The sequence below is a fragment of the Anabaena azotica SJ-1 genome (genome assembly GCF_047275885.1).
In the GTDB taxonomy this organism is placed as follows: domain Bacteria; phylum Cyanobacteriota; class Cyanobacteriia; order Cyanobacteriales; family Nostocaceae; genus Trichormus_B; species Trichormus_B azotica_A.
Genome location: NZ_CP178454.1, coordinates 3,763,176 through 3,782,614 on the forward strand (window position 1 = coordinate 3,763,176; position 19,439 = coordinate 3,782,614).

General features: G+C 38.1%; 19 protein-coding genes and 1 other annotated feature. Of the genes, 11 read left to right on the plus strand and 8 right to left on the minus strand.

Going from position 1 to position 19,439, the window contains the following annotated elements; all coding sequences use genetic code 11:
• Positions 1-127: 127 nt before the first annotated feature.
• The 3 genes from ACLLO5_RS16470 (at position 128) to ACLLO5_RS16480 (ending at position 3,209) form a co-directional block, all read left to right on the plus strand.
• Positions 128-2,206 (plus strand): chromosome segregation ATPase, encoded by a 2,079-nt coding sequence (locus tag ACLLO5_RS16470; protein WP_413171580.1) that lies wholly within the window; start codon positions 128-130, stop codon positions 2,204-2,206.
• Positions 2,207-2,566: 360 nt separating this feature from the next.
• Positions 2,567-2,911, plus strand: a complete 345-nt coding sequence (locus ACLLO5_RS16475; RefSeq protein WP_413171581.1) for a type II toxin-antitoxin system RelE/ParE family toxin — start codon at positions 2,567-2,569, stop codon at positions 2,909-2,911.
• Positions 2,883-3,209 carry a DNA-binding protein gene (locus ACLLO5_RS16480; protein WP_413171582.1) on the plus strand — a complete coding sequence of 109 codons (327 nt, stop codon included), beginning with the start codon at positions 2,883-2,885 and terminating at the stop codon, positions 3,207-3,209. Before ACLLO5_RS16475 ends, ACLLO5_RS16480 begins: the two co-directional genes overlap by 29 nt.
• Before the next feature lie 117 nt (positions 3,210-3,326).
• Here the strand turns inward: ACLLO5_RS16480 and crtD are convergent, their stop codons facing one another.
• Positions 3,327-4,841: a C-3',4' desaturase CrtD gene (gene crtD, locus ACLLO5_RS16485; protein ID WP_413171583.1), complete on the minus strand. Its 1,515-nt coding sequence runs from the start codon at positions 4,839-4,841 to the stop codon at positions 3,327-3,329.
• A 143-nt stretch (positions 4,842-4,984) separates the two neighbouring features.
• Between crtD and ACLLO5_RS16490 the strand changes: the two genes are divergently transcribed.
• Both ACLLO5_RS16490 and ACLLO5_RS16495 read left to right on the plus strand, forming a co-directional pair.
• Complete coding sequence (locus ACLLO5_RS16490) at positions 4,985-5,704, plus strand: hypothetical protein (RefSeq protein WP_413171584.1); 720 nt, start codon at positions 4,985-4,987, stop codon at positions 5,702-5,704.
• Between the two features lie 200 nt (positions 5,705-5,904).
• Positions 5,905-6,219 (plus strand): YciI family protein, encoded by a 315-nt coding sequence (locus ACLLO5_RS16495; protein ID WP_413171585.1) that lies wholly within the window; start codon positions 5,905-5,907, stop codon positions 6,217-6,219.
• Positions 6,220-6,324: 105 nt separating this feature from the next.
• Here the strand turns inward: ACLLO5_RS16495 and ACLLO5_RS16500 are convergent, their stop codons facing one another.
• From ACLLO5_RS16500 to ACLLO5_RS16515, 4 genes are all read right to left on the minus strand, one after another.
• Positions 6,325-6,870 carry a GTP-binding protein gene (locus tag ACLLO5_RS16500; protein ID WP_413171586.1) on the minus strand — a complete coding sequence of 182 codons (546 nt, stop codon included), beginning with the start codon at positions 6,868-6,870 and terminating at the stop codon, positions 6,325-6,327.
• A 302-nt stretch (positions 6,871-7,172) separates the two neighbouring features.
• Positions 7,173-7,544 (minus strand): roadblock/LC7 domain-containing protein, encoded by a 372-nt coding sequence (locus tag ACLLO5_RS16505; RefSeq protein WP_413171587.1) that lies wholly within the window; start codon positions 7,542-7,544, stop codon positions 7,173-7,175.
• Between the two features lie 91 nt (positions 7,545-7,635).
• Positions 7,636-8,100 (minus strand): hydrocarbon-binding protein, encoded by a 465-nt coding sequence (locus ACLLO5_RS16510; protein ID WP_413171588.1) that lies wholly within the window; start codon positions 8,098-8,100, stop codon positions 7,636-7,638.
• Between the two features lie 411 nt (positions 8,101-8,511).
• The gene (locus tag ACLLO5_RS16515; RefSeq protein WP_413171589.1) at positions 8,512-9,369 is read right to left on the minus strand and encodes a DUF4388 domain-containing protein; all 858 of its coding nucleotides are present in this window, start codon (positions 9,367-9,369) and stop codon (positions 8,512-8,514) included.
• A 653-nt stretch (positions 9,370-10,022) separates the two neighbouring features.
• On the opposite strand from ACLLO5_RS16515, the gene ACLLO5_RS16520 reads away from it, so the two are divergent.
• The 6 genes from ACLLO5_RS16520 (at position 10,023) to ACLLO5_RS16545 (ending at position 17,068) form a co-directional block, all read left to right on the plus strand.
• Positions 10,023-11,306 carry a M16 family metallopeptidase gene (locus ACLLO5_RS16520; RefSeq protein ID WP_413171590.1) on the plus strand — a complete coding sequence of 428 codons (1,284 nt, stop codon included), beginning with the start codon at positions 10,023-10,025 and terminating at the stop codon, positions 11,304-11,306.
• A 299-nt stretch (positions 11,307-11,605) separates the two neighbouring features.
• Positions 11,606-12,475 (plus strand): fructosamine kinase family protein, encoded by an 870-nt coding sequence (locus ACLLO5_RS16525; protein ID WP_413171591.1) that lies wholly within the window; start codon positions 11,606-11,608, stop codon positions 12,473-12,475.
• A 60-nt stretch (positions 12,476-12,535) separates the two neighbouring features.
• Positions 12,536-13,156, plus strand: coding sequence for a 2OG-Fe(II) oxygenase (locus ACLLO5_RS16530; protein ID WP_413171592.1), 621 nt, complete (start codon positions 12,536-12,538; stop codon positions 13,154-13,156).
• A 39-nt stretch (positions 13,157-13,195) separates the two neighbouring features.
• Positions 13,196-14,641: a protein kinase domain-containing protein gene (locus ACLLO5_RS16535; protein WP_413171593.1), complete on the plus strand. Its 1,446-nt coding sequence runs from the start codon at positions 13,196-13,198 to the stop codon at positions 14,639-14,641.
• 27 nt (positions 14,642-14,668) lie between these two features.
• A complete protein-coding gene (locus tag ACLLO5_RS16540; protein ID WP_413171594.1) occupies positions 14,669-15,121 on the plus strand; it encodes an SRPBCC family protein in 453 nt (150 codons plus the stop codon).
• 78 nt (positions 15,122-15,199) lie between these two features.
• Positions 15,200-17,068 carry a serine/threonine protein kinase gene (locus ACLLO5_RS16545; RefSeq protein ID WP_413171595.1) on the plus strand — a complete coding sequence of 623 codons (1,869 nt, stop codon included), beginning with the start codon at positions 15,200-15,202 and terminating at the stop codon, positions 17,066-17,068.
• Positions 17,069-17,189: 121 nt separating this feature from the next.
• Here the strand turns inward: ACLLO5_RS16545 and rplL are convergent, their stop codons facing one another.
• The 3 genes from rplL to rplA form a co-directional block, all read right to left on the minus strand.
• Positions 17,190-17,579: a 50S ribosomal protein L7/L12 gene (gene rplL, locus ACLLO5_RS16550; RefSeq protein WP_413171596.1), complete on the minus strand. Its 390-nt coding sequence runs from the start codon at positions 17,577-17,579 to the stop codon at positions 17,190-17,192.
• Between the two features lie 97 nt (positions 17,580-17,676).
• Complete coding sequence (gene rplJ, locus ACLLO5_RS16555) at positions 17,677-18,228, minus strand: 50S ribosomal protein L10 (protein ID WP_413171597.1); 552 nt, start codon at positions 18,226-18,228, stop codon at positions 17,677-17,679.
• An 83-nt stretch (positions 18,229-18,311) separates the two neighbouring features.
• Positions 18,312-18,477, minus strand: a sequence feature (ribosomal protein L10 leader region).
• A gap of 103 nt (positions 18,478-18,580) precedes the next feature.
• The gene (rplA, locus tag ACLLO5_RS16560) at positions 18,581-19,297 is read right to left on the minus strand and encodes a 50S ribosomal protein L1 (protein WP_413171598.1); all 717 of its coding nucleotides are present in this window, start codon (positions 19,295-19,297) and stop codon (positions 18,581-18,583) included.
• Positions 19,298-19,439: the final 142 nt, after the last annotated feature.

Below are 19,439 nucleotides of genomic sequence, written 5' to 3' on the forward strand. Positions count from 1 at the left end.
TAAATGTTATCTGTGGAGAGAGAAGATGAAAAAAATAGCTTTTTAATGATGAGAAAGAAAGTTACTATGGCAAAAATGGAATTATCAGTCTGATAATGGCTGCTATTCAACTACTTTGGTGTGAGAGATGACAGATCGGGATATTTCAGATAGTTGGTCTCCAGCCAGAGCCAGAAAGCCAGATCAAAACACAAGATTATCCCGAACTCCAGAAGTCGGGACTACTCAATCATCTGGTGTCCCAGCTACTGGTTCTAACTTTAAATCAGTGACGCAACAACAAGAGAACAATACAGAAGGATTACCTATAAAAACCCATTCAGATAAAACTTTTAATCTCAGTAATATAACTGAGAAATTGCCAAACTGGATGAAAAGCTGGGTGCTATGGTCAATAATGTTGACGTTGATTCCTAGCGGTATCGGATTTATATCAATGTCAATGTTGCTAAAGCTGCCATCAGCACCAAATTGTCCAGAGATATTTTGGCCTTTAGCTAGTGCATCAGTGCGGTTACATTGCGCTCAATTGGCGGCTTCTAAGCAGACGGTAAATGATTTACTGCAAGCGATCGCACTGGTAAAGGCATTGCCGCAGAATCATCCACTCAGAGGGCAAATTAATAGTTTTTTAGAAGAGTGGTCACGGGATATATTACGGTTGGCTGATCAGAGTTTCCAATCTGGTAATTTAGAGGAAGCGATCGCTACTTCACGGCAAATTCCTGAAGATTTGGAAGCTCGAAAAATAGTAGAAGACCAAATTACTAAATGGCAGTCGATTTGGTCAAAGGCAGAAGAAATTTACCAAGAATCCTTAAAAGAACTGGGACAAAGGCATTGGCAATCAGCTTTTATGCTGTCATCTAAACTTCTGCGCGTTAATAATAAATATTGGGCAACTACTAAGTATGATGAACTAAATCGCATCATTGTCACAGCACGGGAAGATGGTGATAAACTCTACAAGGCTGAAGGTTTAGCTGATAGTCGCTCATTAGATAATGTCCTAGCCGCTATTAAGTTGGCTGAGTCGATTAAGTCAGATAGTTATCTATATCAAAAAGCGCAGGAATTGATTCCTGTATTTGGACGCAAGATCCTGAAATTGGCACAAGCCAAGATGGATAAACGAGATGCGGATACAGCATTGGAAATTGTACGCCAAATTCCACCTATTCCTGAATTACAATCAGAAATTGATGATTTTGTGGTTTTGGGTGAAGCACAAAGGAGTGCTTGGATCGGAACGGTTTCTGGTTTAGAGGCTGCTATTTCCCAAGCCCAACAAATTGATGCTTCTAGGGAAGTGTATGAGAAAGCACAAGAACTGATTGCGCGTTGGCAATTAGAAATTCAAGATGTTTCTCGGTTAGAAAAAGCACGAACTTTGGCTAGTCAAGGTACTATTAACGAGTTAACGGCAGCAATTTCCGAAGCCCAGATGATTCCTGATAGTAATCCCCGTGCTGACGAAGCACGTCAGGAGATGAATCGCTGGCGTGGACAAGTAGAGTCTATTGAAGACAGACCTTACTTAGACCGGGCTGAACAAATAGCTTTATTAGAGGATATTACATCCTTACAGGCTGCGATCGCAGAGGCTAATCAAATTCGCTCCGGGCGTTCATTATATCCAGAAGCACGGAAGAAAATCCGCACTTGGACGGCTAAAGTACAACGAATTCAAGATCAACCTTACTTAGATCAAGCCAGAATTATCGCTGATAGCGGGGATTTAAACACAGCTATTAGAGAAGCTCAAAAAATTGCCTCATCAGGAAGGGCGCTTGCTAGTGAAGCACAAACAGCTGTCGATAGTTGGCAAGAACAAATCCGTGCTAAAGAAAACTGGAGAAAAGCCAGAGAAGTGGCAATTACTGGCACACCAGAAGCTTTAGCGGAAGCGATACGGTTAGCTGACCGGGTTTCCAATCGCAACGTTTTACGCATGGATGCGAATGTGGCTATTGATCAATGGAGTCAACAATTGTTACAAATGGCACGTTCCCAAAGCGAGTTTGATGTTTCTAAAAGCATTGAGACTGCTAGATTAATTCCTCGTGGTAGTTCTGCTTACAGAGATGCCCAGGAGCAAATTAGAACTTGGAAACAATTTATCATACCTCGCACACCATCTACACCATCTTCTGAACCATCACCTGATGTTGAACAATCTCCATCATCAATTAGTGATGGCTTGTAATGGGTAATTGGTGATTGGTAATTGGTAATTGGTGAAAAGAAAATATTCATCATTAACATTGGGGACTGTATTAAATCAGCCCTCTTTTTTTGTTGAATATTATTCATTTATTGCCAGTTTAACCCAATTACGAAAAGTGCAAGTTTCGCGAAAATTAACTGACTAACTATTATAGCAGAGAACAGGAAACAGAGTTGAAAGTTTTTTAGTGCATGGATTTTGCAGTAAATTATGTATTTCATTTAAGTGCATACCGCTATAACTATTAATTCAATTACTATCTATGTCAACCTCGTATCTTAGCGATTTGAGATTATCTTTTTCCAGTAAACTAATTCATGCAGCATTAATAAACTCAGAGTGGAAGCACAACCAAGAGAAATACAAAACTACATCACACCAACGGGTAAAAGTCCTTTTGCAGAATGGCTTAATTCTTTGCGAGACAGAACTGCAAGAGCTAAAATAAGGAGTAGACTGAAACGAGTTGAATCAGGTAATTTAGGAAACTACCGTGCAGTTGGTGAAGGAGTTTGTGAACTAAAAATTGACTATGGATCTGGATACCGGATCTATTTTGGACAAATCGGGTCAAAAATCATACTTTTACTCTGCGGTGGAGATAAAAGTACCCAAGAACAAGACATTTTAACAGCTAAAGAATATTGGAGAGATTATGACAAAAGTGAAAACAGCAACGAGTAGAAGTAGCAGTTACCATGATTATCTAATTTCATCCCTCAAAGACATAGAAGAAGCTACTGCTTACCTAGAAACTTTTTTAGAATTAGATGAAGAAGGACGTGAAGCAGAAATACTGCGTTCAGCGTTAAAAGATATTATTGATGCCAGAATATTGGCTAATGATCTCTCAGAAAAAGCAAAACAACGTTATGAAGAACTTGATCAATTATTATCAGAAAATGCGGGAAATGAAATTTACACCTTGATTGAATTTTTAGATGCTTTAGGTTATCGCATTGCTTTAGTACCTAAAGAATAAATCTGTTGAAAATTTGCATTTACAGCAGATTGCAGATCAATAAGGTACAGAATCTAAATTGAAATATAGACAGCAAGAGAGTTTTAGTCCTGAATTTTGCTCGTGTTTTATTTAACCTCAATTTTGAGCTTGAATTTGTTTAACCACCGTCAAAGCTGAATAACTTACACCTGCTGTACCTTCTCCTGGATGAGTTGAATCACCAACTAACCACAAATTATTAATAGGTGTACGATTTGCAAAACCAAAGGGTCCAAAGGTAGGAATTCTTTGACCGATTCCACCAACAATTCCTTGATCACGTCCAGTAAAATGAGCAAAAGTTCTGGGTGTGGCAGCTTCTACATGAATGATCGTTTCTGGTTTTAAATAGAAATATTGGGAAAGTTTGGATATTGCATCTTGGGTAAATTTTTCTTTTAACCCTTGATAATCTTGAGTATGCCACCAGGGTGTAAAATCAACAAAGGAAGAAGCGATAATTGTGGCTTTTCCTGCTGGTGCGCGGCCGTCTCCAGGATGACTTACAGATACAAACAAAGAATTATTTTCACCAATTGGTCCGTTAATATCATATAAAAATTGGAGATGGGGCGGACATTCGTAAGGAATTGCACTAGCATCTACACCTAAATAAACTACAAAGGCACCAGAAGCTGCTGGTAGTTTTTCTACTCTTTGTTTATATCCAGATGGGGCTTTTTCACCTAATAATTCTACTAAATTCTGCACAGTGACGTTAGCAACTACATGATCTGCTTTCTCGGTGAAAATTTCCCCTGTTTTCTGGTTTCTAATCACTACAGCGTTAGCTTGGCCATTTTCAACGTTGATTTTTTCGACGGTGTGACGCATTAATAATTTACCGCCGTCTCTTTCTAACGATTCGACCAGGCGATCGCTCAATACCTGCATACTACCTTGAAGATGATATAATCCTTGTGGCGATTGAGATACACTCAAAGCCGTAGCCGCATACAGTAAGGCTGTTTCTTCCGCACTGACTTGGGAATATAACTTCAGTTGTAAATCTAAAAATGTCCGCAGTCGTTGGTCATTTCCCAAACCATATAAACGTAAAGCATCCCCCACCGTCATAAAAGTAAAGGGTGCAGTGATGAAGGTACTAGGACGTACAGCTTGCGTTAACTGCCACAAGTCCCATAAATTCCGTGGTGGTAAAACAGGGTCACGTCCTTGAAATTCCCAACTAGCCTTAAATAAACTTGCTAATAATTGCCAAAACGGTTCACTACCAGGAAATTGTTTTTGGCGTTCTTGTTGCCATTTTTCAGGATCACGCCAAACATTAATAGGTGTGGACTCACCAGGAAGATAAACTGCACAAGCCGGGTCACAAAAAGTAGCTGCGGGTAACTCAATTCCTAATTCTGAGAAAATGCGGTGATGTATACCCCCAGGTTCTAACCCAGCAACTTGAGTTGCACCCACATCAAAGGTAAAGCCTTGACGTTTAAAGGTGGAAGCACAACCACCGGGAACTAAAGCCTGGTCGAGAATTAAGACGCTGTAACCTCTATGTGCCAATAATGCAGCGGCAGTTAGTCCACCTATTCCCGCACCGATAACGATGACACGGGATTGCTTTTTGTTAAGGGATAGGCTAGGCATTGATACTTAATTTTACAATTCTTAATATTACTACTCATAATTTTAAATTAAATCGGGCAGTATGGGAGTTAGCTGTCACCTGCTTTATACTGGCATTTAGGAATACAGTATTTATGCTGTGATAAAAATAGGCAAAATTAAACATGAGTCAAGGTTTAGAAATTCAGGAATTAGCGATCGCAATTATTGCTAAAAATCTTAATCCCACAGTTATTAACCCTGATTTCCTTAAATATACGGGTATTATTCCCGCAGATTGGGAATTAGCAAAACAACCAGTTTATACAAACGGCGTAGTGCAGATTTTTTTCACCACCGGTGTAGGAATTATTGCCCAGGCTAATAATGTCACTATATTGGAGGCAATAGGAGCAAAACCACTGGAGGAAATTCAAATATCAAAAATTACTCAACAACTAGTAGAAAAACTATCCCAAGTTGAGTATCAGCGCATTGGAATTAACCCCAGAGGCTTTATTACTTTTAATTCAGAAGCTGAAGCGTACCAATACATCAATGGTAGACTTTTAGCACCTGGTTCATGGCAAGAATTTGAAGGGGGGAAAGTCAATGCTGCTTTACAGTTAAGTTATCCTTTAAAACGGGGAATACTCAACTTAAGTATTAACCAAGCAAATGTGCAGTTTCCTGATAAAGTAGCGGCTGCAATTTTATTTTCTGGTAACTTCAACTATTCTTTATTAGGAAATACTCCGATAGACAGATTACAAGACTTACAACACATAGTTCAGAACTGGCAAGATTCATTAAACACCTTTCAGCGGTTGTTAGTTGAAAAATTCTTACCATCAACTGAAGCACAAAGAAGTATTTCTGTTTTTCCACCAATGGCAAAAAGCTGATAAAAATGTAGTGGTGGTAGTAGTTTAATTTTTGTAGGGTGGGCATTTGCCTGCCCAAAATTAATTAATCATTCATTATGTCTTATGCACCCTAAAAGAGACTTGATTGTAACACTTGCATAAGTCCTATTAATAAAAACGCATAAGCAGCATATACTGATATTTAGGTTTGAGAAATCTTTTCAAAATGACAAATAACTATGGCTAAACTTTTTGCTGTTGTTGTGGCAACTGTTCCCGAATACTACGAATATAAAAAAGAACATCCAGAACATGATCAAGATCAACTGGCATGGTTTCAGGAACAATATAAAAAAGGAATTCTGCTTTGTTGTGGACCATTTGTACCTCATGATGGAACAGGACTATGGGTGATCAAAGCAGAAAATGTTGATGAGGCTATGGGAATAGTTAATACTAGTCCTCGTGTTCGAGATGGAATGTTAGCAGCAGCAGCTAGAGTAGTAGAATGGAATGTACATTTAGGAAGCGATCGCTTTATTCAAAATAATTAAGTTGCACTTTGTGAATAATTACAGCAGAGAACAGAAAATACGGTTAAAATTTTTTTGGTATCTACCTAATTTACCTGCAATCTGCTGTAATTTAGATTCCTAAAATTACATACAATAATTTTTTTGCATTATTAATTGTTCTACTAGAGCAATTACAGCTTCAGCTACAGATGCCGTCTGTGTGGCATTGACATTGACCATAGGAGGACGATTGTTCTCATCCATATACCCCAGAGCAAAGAAAATATCTTCGTTACTCCATGCACCAGGACAGTCCGTATGAGTAACACCAATAATCATCGGAATCTGCATCCGTTGATTCATAAAAGTAATAATTTTACGTGCTTGGCGAAATTCACCAGGACGATGGGCTGCTATCAGTAAGATATAAGCATGAGCCTTGCGAATTAAAATATCCCACATAAAATCAAAGCGAGATTGACCGGGTGTTCCATAAAGATGCAACGCCGTTTCTGGTCCAAATTGCAACCGACCAAAATCAAATGCAACCGTAGTTCTTTGTTTCAATAATGCTGTTTCATCAGTTGCACGAGTATCTGTATCTACGACTTCAATTTCACTGACAGAACGGATAAAAGTAGATTTTCCTGCTCCTACTGTTCCGGTCACAACCAAGCGCATAATCTCCATATATTGTTCTCAAAAAATCTAAAGTAGATAATTAATAAAACTTACCCACACCTTTCATCCGGCTTGTCTGAGCCTTGTGGACGTAAGCTCACGAAACCCCAGTCCCTTAACCCCAGTTATAAAATTAATCTGCTTACCTAAAAAATGTCCCTAATCTAGCATTATCTTCAAATTATTGAATTTGATTTATAAATTTACTTGCCAACATAGGGAATAAAAAAATTTTCCACAAATGATGTAAGAATGCCAGATCAGGGAATTTTTATTTAAATTTAGATTTAGATGTTGAATGCAACTATCAACTAAAGCAAAACTGATTTTATTTCAGAGATAACACGCTTAATTTCTAACATCAAAAGTCCTTGTTTAGCGGTTTCACTAGCTAAAACTAGCAAAACTGCATCTTCACCACAACCAGTCAAAATACCAAAGCCTTTATTTCCTTCTACAAAGATACGATCAACCGTACCTCTAGCCAATTCCATACCAATACGTTCGCCTAAAGATAGCATGGAAGCTGACATTGCTGATACTCTTTCTTCATCCATACTACCAGGCAAGCTTGCACCCAAAGGTAAACCATCAGGGGTAACAAGGGCTGCTCCCTGAACACCAGAGGTAGAAGTCGCAAAATTTTGCAAAATCATGCCCAGTTTTTCTGTGTTAATTGCCATTGCAGGAATTCTCTATTAAGATTAGTGCGAGTTTAAATTTGGTAGAAAATTATGAATTCAGGTTTGGAATTCATGTCATATATACTTGTTACTAAAAAGGAGTGAATTCAAATACATCATGAGTACCACCTCTGAGTACAGATTCAGTATGCACTCCCTTGAAACGTTTACCAATTAGTTGCTCAATAGCACCCCAAACTGCACCCATTGTAAAAGTACATTTGCGGGGTGAATTTGGTGGTTCACCAGCAGAACAAAAAGTTTCAGAAGTATAGACCTTAATGTTGTCACCTTCAGCCACAATTTTCTCAACTATGCACAAACGAGTGCCGTCCTTACCCAAAGCCATATTTAATTTAGAGGCTGCTTCATCTAATGACATTGAAGATCCCGCTAAACCCAATTCTTCAGCTAACTTTTTTCCTCTGGCACGACCGGCTGAAGTTAAAGCAATAGCTGTCGCTTTGTCTCCTAAAGCTTCTTCCATGCCTGTAATAGCTGCCTTGAAGCAAATAATACTACTAAAATCGCCCAACTGTTGCCGTAAAGCTGACATAGTTTAAATTTCCAGGTAGAGAATTGTGGATATTACTATTTACTTTCTTAAGCTCTGGATGTTGTGAAAAAATATTTGGTTATCCTGAACTTGCTTCTAAATATAACTAATTATTGTGTAAAAATCGTGGAAATAAATTAACTGGTAATTTATTTTATGTTTCTTAATATTTTTACTTCTAATTAGATAGTTCTGCACCCTAATTTATTATTGATGATTTACCTGGCTTGACCATGGCAGTCTTCAAATCTTAGAAATGGTTAATAGGTGAACAAGCAAAATACTTTGGATGACAGGAAAACGAAAAAATAATAAAGCCGATGTTATACTGAACTTTTGCCGAAATCATATCAGATGTTGATGCTTTAGCCCTAGCTATCTAGTCAAAATAATTTGGCATTTAAAGCTAAATTAAACCTTGTTTTTGAGGAAACCGACCAAACTATTGAGAAAAGATTGACTAACGGTATTTTCTTGTTTGCTAGGCTCAAATTTCATGTCAATCATTGTGGATTCTAATTCATATAGCTCTTCTGGTGCTTCTGAAATGATGGGAACTTCTTCTACCAGACCAACAACCATGAGTCGAAATGCGGCTTGTTGGATTTTTTCCACAGGCACACCTAACTGTTCGGCGATCGCTATAATTGAAACTGTGCCTTTGGTGAATTCCCAAATTTGCCATTCTAGTTGATTTAAGCTCAATAGAGGCTTGGTATGGATTGTGTTGATCAAAGCACAAGTTGGATCTGGTAATTTGTCTTCCAGCATTTTCCAATTACGCAGAACCCTTAGACCTTTGAGTATAACTTCTTTAGGTATAGCAGTCAGACCTGTCATTTCGGAGTTAGGTATAGACGTTCTCGAATCAAAATGAAACGATCCATCTTGCAATTCAAATAATTTACAAACTTGATTCAAAACTTGATAACTGAATAACATTTTTAATTGCTGCGCGTCGAGTATTCCTTGTAATTTGAGACACAAACCAGTTGGTTGATTAGTTGCACATACATCTGTAATTCGAGCAGCTGCACGCGCAGTGAGCCAACCTTGCTTTTGGATGATGGACAACAATCCCTGTCCATCTAATCTATTCGCAGCAGCAACAATTAGTCCTTGCTTAAACCAAATGTGAAAATCTTTCCCTTCTTGAGACGAATCCGGTGATTTTGCTTTAATAGTTAGCCGTCCTGTTTTGTTTCCTTGCTCAAGCAGCTGGAAGATTTCAGGAAGGGAAAGCTCAGATAGAAATCCTGAAATAGCCATATCATACCCCTTGTGAAGTCCGTATTTAGAAATATAGATCCAAAATGTGTAAAACTTGTGCAGAATAATCACTTAAGTAGAAAATATATTTATGTAACACTTAAGCAATAACCCTTAATCAGTGATATCCCTTGCTATTACTAAAATCCAGTGGGATAAACTACCCATTCTAAATTACTGAAAAGCTTACACTGTATTAATTTATTGAACTAACGTGCGATCGCCAATGTCTTGTGAACTAATAGCATTAAGTATATAGTACCTATAAGTTTTATCTATGTTTATTTTTGTAAAAAATGTAAAATCTGGGTTGTCAGAAATTTGTGAATTTATACTCGTTTAGATGTGTTGGCTTTTACCGTGTTTTTACTTAGTAGCTCAGTGCGGCGTAAATTTTGGATCGGATTTGAGACTTTTGATTTACTCCATTCAGGGAGTTGTTTTAAAAGTAATTGGTTTGTAATTATAGACACTAATTATTACCCTAAAACTCCCTAAGAAATTGGGGAACTAGAGTCAAAGTCCCCCTTTTTATATAAGGGGTATTGAGGAGACTCTCAAGAATTTTGATACATTATAAAGGACTTTTAAAACATCCACTAAGGGAGTTGTAAGATATAAGAAGTAAGATAGCCCTCACCTCACCACTACCAATGACATCAACTCTGTTAAAATTTCCTCGACTTAATGCTCCCAAGGTGCATCATTTACCAAATGGTTTAACTATCATCGCCGAGCAAATGCCAGTAGCAGCAGTTAACCTCAATGTATGGGTAAAAATAGGTTCTGCTGTAGAGTCAGATGCTATTAATGGCATGGCTCATTTTTTAGAACATATTGTTTTTAAGGGAACAGAGAGACTAGCCAGTGGTGAGTTTGAACGTCGGATTGAAGAGCGTGGTGCTGTTACTAATGCTGCTACCAGCCAGGATTATACACACTATTATATTACGACCGCGCCGAAAGACTTTGCAGAATTAGCACCATTGCAAATAGATGTTGTTTGTAATCCTAGTATTCCTAACGATGCTTTTGAGAGAGAACGCTTAGTAGTTCTAGAAGAAATCAGACGTTCAGAAGATAACCCTAGACGGCGGATTTATCGCCGCACAATGGAAACCGCTTTTGATGTTTTACCTTATCGTCGTCCCGTACTCGGTCCAGAAGAAGTAATTTCTCAAGTTACACCACAGCAAATGCGAGATTTTCACCATACCTGGTATCAACCTTCTTCCATCACTGCGGTTGCTGTCGGTAATCTACCAGTAGAAGAATTAATAGAAATTATTGCCGAACAATTTAGTAAAAATACTCAAAAATCAAAAATTAATAATAATCAACAATTAAGCGTTAGTCAGGAACCAGCATTTACAGAAATTGTGCGTCGGGAATTTACTGACGAGAGTGTACAACAAGCTAGATTAATCATGTTATGGCGAGTTCCTGGACTCATGGAATTAGACGAAACATACTCTTTAGATGTGTTAGCAGGAATTTTAGGACATGGACGTACATCTAGATTAGTCCATGATTTACGGGAAGAAAGAGGACTGGTGTCCTCAATTGCTGTTAGTAATATCAATCATCGACTGCAAGGGATATTTTCTATTTCTGCTAAGTGTGAAGTAGAAGATTTAGCAGCAGTAGAAGCCGCAATTTCTCAACATCTGTATACAATACAAACAGAATTAGTCAAAGAATCAGAAATTTGTCGTGTAAGGCGACGGGTAGCCAATCGGTTTATATTTGGGAATGAATCACCAAGCGATCGCTCTGGGTTGTATGGTTATTATCAATCTTTAATAGGCGACTTAGAACCAGCATTTAATTATCCTCAATATATACAAGCGCAAAACACAAATAATTTAATGCAAGCAGCACAAAAATATCTTGACCCCAACGCTTATGGTGTAGTTGTGATCAAACCTGTTCAGTAAACAATTAGTCAGAATTCAGGAGTCAGGAGTCAGGAGTCAGAATGCTAATGAAATGAAGAATAGTCCAGAAATGAGATTTTATCAAAATCATCAACGTTGACTAAAAAAGCATTTATTCTCCTGATTTGGAGTATCCTGTATCCTGAATACTTACAACAATTACAGCAGATTTCAGATCAACGATGTACAGAATCTAAATTTAAACCTAGACAGCAAGAGAGTTTTGCTCTTGACTGCTGACTCGTGCTATATCAGTGATCAATGGTTTAATAATATTAAATTTTAACTGACATTTGAAGATGTGGATTGAAATTGACGCTCATATTAGCCAGGTGACAGGGGAAAAATTCCATTCTTCACAACGGCTATCTGTAAGTGGTGGCTGTATTAATCAAGGTTATGCACTCACTGATGGCAAAATAACCTACTTTGTCAAACTTAACCAAGCCTCTCATGGAGAGATGTTTGCAGCAGAAATGCTGGGGTTACAGCAAATGCACAACACAAACACTATCCGCGTTCCTCAACCTCTATGTTGGGGAACTACAGCCAATTCTAGTTATATCGTATTGGAATGGCTAGAAATGGCCGATGGTAATAGCAAATCTTGGCAAAAAATGGGGCGTAACTTAGCAGCAATGCACAAAATCAGCAGTAACCAAGGTTTCGGCTGGAACATGAATAATACTATCGGTTCTACCCCCCAAATTAATACTTGGAAATCCGACTGGATAGAATTTTACATTCAACATCGCTTAAGTTATCAATTTCAGTTAGCAAAGCAAAAAGGAGGGAAATTTGCTTTACAAGATCAGTTATTAGCAGCTATTCCCAAAATATTAGCAAATTATCAAGTACAACCTTCCTTAGTGCATGGTGATTTATGGGGAGGGAATGCAGGATTTACAGTTGATGGTGAACCCGTAATTTTTGATCCAGCAACTTATTTTGGTGATAGAGAAGTTGATATTGCCATGACCGAATTATTTGGTGGTTTTCCACCCAGTTTTTATCAAGGATATCAAGAAATATTTCCTTTAGATCAGGGTTATGAAAAACGCAAAACTCTTTATAATCTATACCATGTTTTGAATCATTTTAATTTATTCGGTGGTGGTTATGCTTCCCAAGCAAATCAGATGATTGAGCGAATTTTGCAGAGTGTATAAAAAAATTAATACCAGTCTCAAACTCAATATTTCTTAATTTCTTAAATCATCAAATGTCAAATGAAATACTATCAATTACAAACCAATATTTTACCTAATAATTACCTTAATGATCTGTGGGGAGAAATTCATGCTAGTCCTTACTTTGCTATCAACAATCTCAACCGTGATTTCATCAATACCAAAGGATTTTCCGTAGTTTTTCAGCGTCAAGGACTAACCACAGTTGAACAAAAATTTCCCTTTTTTAAACCTTATCTAGATTTAGCACTTCAGCCTAATTGTAATGCTTTTTATCTCAATCCTTTGCTATTAAAAGAAGGTTCTCGTGTCGATCCACACATAGATCGTTCCTTGCGTTCTTACTGCAAAACCATTGAACCACCTCACCTTGTTAGTGTTCTCTATGTGCGTGTACCGGAAAACATGGAAGGGGGCGAATTGGTGCTAAAATCGCCTAAACGCCAAGTTGGACAAGTTAAACCTCAAACCAACTCCTTGGTTTTCTTTCAAGGTGATTTAACCCATTCAGTTAACGCAGTCAAAACTCCCGGAAATCGCTTAAGTTTAGTCTGTGAACAGTATAATTTAACTGAAGATGAACTTGAAGAAATACCAGAATTTACCTTAGAATCAAGAGCTACTCAATCTGCAACTAAAAAACGCAAATATGGCTATTAAATATAGTAAATATATTGCATCTGGCAATTCTTAAAAACCATGCTGCTAAACAACCGCTATCAAGTCATTCGTACTCTGGGATCAGGTGGATTTGGTGAAACATTTCTCGCTCAAGACACTAATATGCCATCACAGCGTCTCTGTGTGGTAAAACAGCTAAAACCAATTCACAATAATCCTCAAATTTACCAAATAGTACAAGAGCGATTCCAACGAGAAGCAGCTATTTTAGAAGCACTGGGTGGCGCATCTGCACAAATTCCAGCTTTATATGCTTACTTTTCCACTGGAGGAGAATTTTACTTAGTTCAGGAGTGGATAGAAGGGGATACTTTAACAGCAAAAATTCAAAAGCAGGGATTATTTACTGAAAATTCCATAGAAGAATTATTAATTAATATATTGCCTATTTTAGAGTATGTTCATTCTCAACATATAGTACATCGGGATATCAAACCAGATAACATTATTTTGCGCCATAGTGATAATAAACCAGTTTTAATTGATTTTGGTGCGGTGCGAGAATCAATGGCAACTGTGTTAAATTCTCAAGGAAATCCTACCAGTTCAATTGTCATTGGGACACCTGGATTTATGCCCAGTGAACAAGCAGCCGGAAGACCAGTTTATTCAAGCGATTTATATAGTTTAGGTTTAACAGTCATTTATTTATTAACTGGGAGACAACCTCAACAATTAGAGACAGATTCCCAAACAGGTGAAATTGTGTGGCGACATTTTGCGAGTGATATGAATCCTATTTTAGCAGGAGTAATTGATCAAGCTATAGCTTATCATCCACGGGAACGCTTTAGTTCTGCTAGGGAAATGTTGGATGCTTTGCAAAGCAGAACAAATCCTATTCCACCCACACAACCGCCAACTCTTAATGTTAGTAAACCTGTTGTTATTAATAATAATAAAAAGAATATTACTATCACTAGTTTAATTATTGGTAGTTTAATTGGTGGTTTTATAATTATTGGACAATTTTTAACCAAATCAACAGAATCTGTTCAAGAGACAGAAGTATCAATTTCTGCTAAAAGAACATACGAAACACCACAAGTCTCAGAGAATTCTACAGGTTCTCAAACTTCAAAACCTAATGTGAATAAAACACCACCAACACCAATAATTACAACTTCGGAAATTCAAATTTCTAGAATTCAAGAACAACAAACTATAAATCCTACCAATAATAATTATTATTTATGGCTTTCTGAAAGACGAGTCACGGAAGCAGATTTAGCCGGTAAAAGTGGTTATGAATTAGATATTATGCGAAATACAATTTTTGCAGTTCATGGTCGCAGGTTTGATACTCCTGGTTTACAAGATTACTTTAATCAACAGTCTTGGTATAATCCCCGTTATTCACCAAAACAATTTCCTGTAAATTTGTTGTCAAAATTAGAGATGGAAAATGTAGAATATATTTCTAAATATCAAGATCGTAATAATTTGCGTTATTTCAAAAAATAAATCTAATAATAAATTTAAACTCACATTATGACAGAATATAATTTCGTTACAACTTGGATTATCGACGCACCCATAGAAAAAGTATGGTCAGAAATTATTAATTATCCCAACTGGCCAACTTGGTGGAAATATGTAGAAAGAGTTATTTCTATCCAAGATTACCACCGTTTCATCTGGAAAACACCCCTAGCTTATAAACTCGCATTCGATATCAAATTAATTAGAGTCGAACCTCCAAATGTATTGGAATTAATGGCTAAAGGAGATGTAGATGGTGTGGGTTTATGGGAACTAGAGTCAATTGAATCAGGTACTTTAGTCCGTTACACCTGGAAAGTAAAAACTACAAAAGCTTGGATGAATATCTTAGCAATATTTCTTCGTCCCTTAATGGAATGGAATCATAATGCCATCATGGAAGAGGGAGGAAAAGCTTTAGCACAGCGACTAGGTGCAAAGCTGATTTCTGCCAAATCGTAAATCACTGGGAAACATCCCATCACTATATCGTCCAAGTATCTGGTATACATTGGGAAAGGATCTCGCGTGTAACGTTTCATGACAACAAAACTGTTAAACAACCGCTATCAAGTTATCCAATTACTAGGTGCAGGTGGCTTTGGGGAAACCTCTCTTGCAGAAGATACCCATTTACCTTCTCGTCGTCGCTTTGTTATTAAAGAACTAAAACCAATTAACAATGATCCAGCAACCTCTACACTAATTCAACAAAGATTTGAAAGAGAAGCGGCTATTTTGGAAAATTTGGGAGAAATTAGTGATCAAATTCCCAAACTTTACGCTTATTTTCCAGAAAATGGTAAATTTTACCTTGTCCAAGAATGGATTGAAGGTCAAACGCTCACCAATATTATCAAATCAAAAGGCAAATTAAACGAAACGATTGTTCGAGAAATTCTTTTAAGTTTGCTGTCAGTTTTAGATTATGTTCACAGCAAAGGTATCATTCATCGAGATATAAAACCAGATAATATCATCCTTCGCTCCCAAGATAATAAACCAGTTTTAATTGATTTCGGTGCTGTTAAGGAAACTATCCGTACAGTCATCAATCCTTCAGGAAATCCCGTACAATCAATAGTCATAGGTACACCTGGGTATATGCCCAGTGAGCAAGCGATCGGTCGTCCAGTGTACGCTACTGATATCTATAGTTTAGGCTTGACGGCAATTTATCTACTGACAGGTAAACAACCCCAAGAGTTAGAAACTCACCCCCAAACAGGGCAAATACTTTGGCAACAATACGCTGCTGGTTTATCCCCAGAAATGGTACAGATAATTACTCAAGCTATTGAACCACGTCCGAGCGATCGCTACACCACAGCCAGCAAAATGCTCTATGCTTTAAAATCTGGCCATAACACTGGTCACAATAATTATATTTCTTCCCATTCTCCCACTACCAGCGCCACAATTAGTCTTAGCCCTCCTCCTCCTACCAGCCACCCGACCCAGCCAATATCTTCACCCGCAAGAACTCCTGTTATTAGAGAAGTTAACAATCCTGCAAACGGTCAAAAAACCGCTCTAATTGTTGGTAGTTTGCTAGTGAGTAGTTTAATTGTTGCAGTAGGAATATCCAACCGTCAGCTACAACCCTCAACCCCAGTAGCTACTAACTCCACAGTCACAACAGAAACCGAGACTCCCACTAGCGTACCTACAAATACCCCAGTTACGGAGGAGGTTTCCCCAACACCAGTAATTACACCAACTCCTGCTACAGAACAGCAACTCATTTCTAACCCCTTACCAAAAACTAATTCTTCACCAGTATTAACACCACCAGTTGATGAACCTGTAATTGAAGATACTCCCACTCCCGCAGTCACACCCGAACCAGAAATACAACAACAGCAACCTCAGCCAGATGTAGTTCCCACAACAGATGTATTTTCCGAGACTCAGAAAAAACCAGACAAGAAAAAACAGGAATTACCTAATAAATTAGCAACCAACATCAGGCAAAGTGTACCAGTATTTCCTACAGGAACATCCAGAAGCACTGTAGAAGCAACACTGGGCAAACCCAGAAGAGATTTAAGGGGTTTATGGCCAAACACCCGTGCTGTTACCTATAAAGTAGTTCCAAATCAAATAGACTTAGGCTACTTATTTGATCGTGATACTGGTAGACTCAGACAAACAGAAGTAGCTTTTGCTTCATCAGTAGACAATCAACTGATGCAGACAACCTTAAATGGTTTATTAGCTGGAAAAGCTACAGCAGAAATTAAACAAGGACTGCAACAGATTCAACAACGTCAAACAGACAATTTCACTTTTAGTAAAGGTTCAATAAAAGGTCAGATAGTCCGACAAAATTGTGATTTCATCTACATCAGTATTTGGGATGAAGATTTACATGATTTTGTGAATCCGTCAGACGCTAAACAATGTTAAAAAAGTCAAAAATAAACATCAAAAAAGGAGTCTAAAAAAGACTCCTCAATTAATTAATGAATTAACTAATCCATTCCTAATTCCTAATCACTAAATAGTGCCAAGAATTAGCAATTACGAATTACTTAATAACTACAGTACCACCAGCTTCAGCGATGCGTTTTTTGATGTCTTCAGCAGCATCTTTAGCAATGCCTTCTTTAACTGGCTTAGGAGCAGCTTCTACTAAGTCTTTAGCTTCTTTCAGACCTAAACCTGTGATTTCACGGACAATCTTCAGAACTGCAATTTTCTTATCAGCAGGTACAGCTTCAAGAATTGCATCAAATTCGGTCTTTTCTTCTACAACTTCAGCAGCAGCAGCACCAGGAGCCGCCATCATCATCATTCCACCAGCAGCAGGAGCAGCACTTACGCCAAAAGCTTCTTCAATTTGCTTAACTAATTCAGAAGCTTCCAACAAGGTCAAAGATTTCAATTGTTCTAAAATTTGATCGGTTGCAGCAGACATGGATATACTCCTAAAAAATTTTGATTTGTTTTCTGTCAGTTGTCATTAGTCGTTAGTTATTAGTTTTTACTAACAGCGTTTAACTAATGAAAAAGTTTTATTCAGCCGCAGCTTCAGGACTATCGTCTTTATCTTTATCAGCAACAGCCTGAACAGCGCGAGCCAAGGAACTGGGAACTTCGTTGATACCCACAGCAACTTTGGTAGCCAAAGCGTTGATAGCTCCAGCAATTTGCGCCATAAGTTGTTCCTTAGATGGCAAGTCTCCTAAAGCCTTGACATCTGATTCTTTCAGCAGCCGACCGTCCATAACGCCGCCACGAAGTTCTGTCTTCTTGGAGGTTTTTTGGAATTCTTGGTAAGCCTTAATTGCTGAAGAGAAATCTTCTTTAACTAGCAAAAAGGCAGAGGAACCTTTTAGTAGTTCTGACAAAGGTTGCCATTTTTCATCTTCCTGAATGGCAATGCCCATAAAGGTGTTTTTAGCCACCTTACAAACAGTGCCACTAGGACGTAAACGCCGCCTTAAGTCACTGATTTCTGCAACTGTTAGACCTTGGTAATCAATTACCAGTGCTAAAGTTGACTCGCTCAAAGTTCCTTTGAGGTCAGCTACTATCTCTTTCTTGTTTTCTAACGTTCGACCCATTATGTTTTCACCTCCAAGGGCAAAATCTTATTCAGTTATCAGTTATCACTTTTAACTGTTCACTGTTTACAGTTGACTGACTTACCGAAAACAATAAACCCCAGCTATCTTGGCCAGGGTTTCACAGAGGTAATTTTAGTGCTGTCGTTTTCACATTGTTGTTGAGCAAACTTCAGTCATTTAAAATTCACCTCGGCAGGATTTTAAGCTGTTAGCACCTGCTGTCTCCGGCTCTATTAAATTTTGGATTTTGGATTTTGGATTTGAAATTAAAGGTTGATAATGAAGCAAAAAATTCAGTTGCCTATTTTTACCAACGCTCAATCTAAAATCTCAAATCTCAAATCTAAAATTATGCAGCTTCAGTCAGTTTTAAATCTCTTAGGGCGCTGATGTCGATTTTAATCGAAGGTCCCATGGTGGCAGAGACGTAGAATGTACGCCAGTAACGGCCTTTTGCTCCTGAAGGACGGTTACGATCAATTGTCTCTTGCAATGCTTTGAGGTTGATTAACAAATCTTCTGGCGCGAAGGATGCCTTACCAAACATAACATGGACAATACCAGTCCGATCAGCACGGAATTCTAATTTACCAGCTTTGAATTCTGCGATCGCACTAGCAACATCAGTTGTCACTGTACCACCTTTGGGTGATGGCATCAAACCACGAGGCCCAAGCAATTTACCAAGTTTTGCCACCATTGGCATCACATCAGGTGTGGCAATTAGCTTGTCAAAATCCATCATGCCTTTTTGAATTTGATCAATCAGTTCTTCAGAACCAGCTATGTCAGCACCTGCATTAGTGGCTTCTGTTACCTTTTCACCTCTAGCGATAACTGCCACACGCACGATTTGTCCTGTACCTTTAGGCAGTGCTACTGTTGTCCGCAACTGTTGATCTGTATACTTGGGGTCAATTCCTAGCCGGATATGCGCTTCTGCGGCTTCGGCGAATTTAGCCGTTGCTGTCTCTTTTAACAGAGCCAACGCTTCTAAGGGTGTATAATCCCGGTCTTCTACCTTGTCTTGCAACGCCTGTAAACGGCGTGATATTTTCTTACCCATTTTTTGCTCCTGGGGTGATCTCGAAGTTTCTCACCTCTCCCCCGATATAATTTTAGATTTTGGATTTTAGATTTTGGATTTTGTTATTGGTCAGTTGTTAGTTGGCAGTTTTAATTTTGCTTATTTACTGTCACCTGTCACC

What these genes read in the sequence shown, in the direction of transcription:
- ACLLO5_RS16470 (WP_413171580.1), top strand. Translation starts at nt 128, where the DNA reads ATGACAGATCGGGATATTTCAGATAGTTGGTCTCCAGCCAGAGCCAGA.
- ACLLO5_RS16480 (WP_413171582.1), top strand. Translation starts at nt 2,883, where the DNA reads ATGACAAAAGTGAAAACAGCAACGAGTAGAAGTAGCAGTTACCATGAT.
- crtD (WP_413171583.1), bottom strand. Translation starts at nt 4,841, where the DNA reads ATGCCTAGCCTATCCCTTAACAAAAAGCAATCCCGTGTCATCGTTATC.
- ACLLO5_RS16490 (WP_413171584.1), top strand. Translation starts at nt 4,985, where the DNA reads ATGAGTCAAGGTTTAGAAATTCAGGAATTAGCGATCGCAATTATTGCT.
- ACLLO5_RS16495 (WP_413171585.1), top strand. Translation starts at nt 5,905, where the DNA reads ATGGCTAAACTTTTTGCTGTTGTTGTGGCAACTGTTCCCGAATACTAC.
- ACLLO5_RS16500 (WP_413171586.1), bottom strand. Translation starts at nt 6,870, where the DNA reads ATGGAGATTATGCGCTTGGTTGTGACCGGAACAGTAGGAGCAGGAAAA.
- ACLLO5_RS16505 (WP_413171587.1), bottom strand. Translation starts at nt 7,544, where the DNA reads ATGGCAATTAACACAGAAAAACTGGGCATGATTTTGCAAAATTTTGCG.
- ACLLO5_RS16510 (WP_413171588.1), bottom strand. Translation starts at nt 8,100, where the DNA reads ATGTCAGCTTTACGGCAACAGTTGGGCGATTTTAGTAGTATTATTTGC.
- ACLLO5_RS16515 (WP_413171589.1), bottom strand. Translation starts at nt 9,369, where the DNA reads ATGGCTATTTCAGGATTTCTATCTGAGCTTTCCCTTCCTGAAATCTTC.
- ACLLO5_RS16520 (WP_413171590.1), top strand. Translation starts at nt 10,023, where the DNA reads ATGACATCAACTCTGTTAAAATTTCCTCGACTTAATGCTCCCAAGGTG.
- ACLLO5_RS16525 (WP_413171591.1), top strand. Translation starts at nt 11,606, where the DNA reads ATGTGGATTGAAATTGACGCTCATATTAGCCAGGTGACAGGGGAAAAA.
- ACLLO5_RS16530 (WP_413171592.1), top strand. Translation starts at nt 12,536, where the DNA reads ATGAAATACTATCAATTACAAACCAATATTTTACCTAATAATTACCTT.
- ACLLO5_RS16535 (WP_413171593.1), top strand. Translation starts at nt 13,196, where the DNA reads ATGCTGCTAAACAACCGCTATCAAGTCATTCGTACTCTGGGATCAGGT.
- ACLLO5_RS16540 (WP_413171594.1), top strand. Translation starts at nt 14,669, where the DNA reads ATGACAGAATATAATTTCGTTACAACTTGGATTATCGACGCACCCATA.
- ACLLO5_RS16545 (WP_413171595.1), top strand. Translation starts at nt 15,200, where the DNA reads ATGACAACAAAACTGTTAAACAACCGCTATCAAGTTATCCAATTACTA.
- rplL (WP_413171596.1), bottom strand. Translation starts at nt 17,579, where the DNA reads ATGTCTGCTGCAACCGATCAAATTTTAGAACAATTGAAATCTTTGACC.
- rplJ (WP_413171597.1), bottom strand. Translation starts at nt 18,228, where the DNA reads ATGGGTCGAACGTTAGAAAACAAGAAAGAGATAGTAGCTGACCTCAAA.
- rplA (WP_413171598.1), bottom strand. Translation starts at nt 19,297, where the DNA reads ATGGGTAAGAAAATATCACGCCGTTTACAGGCGTTGCAAGACAAGGTA.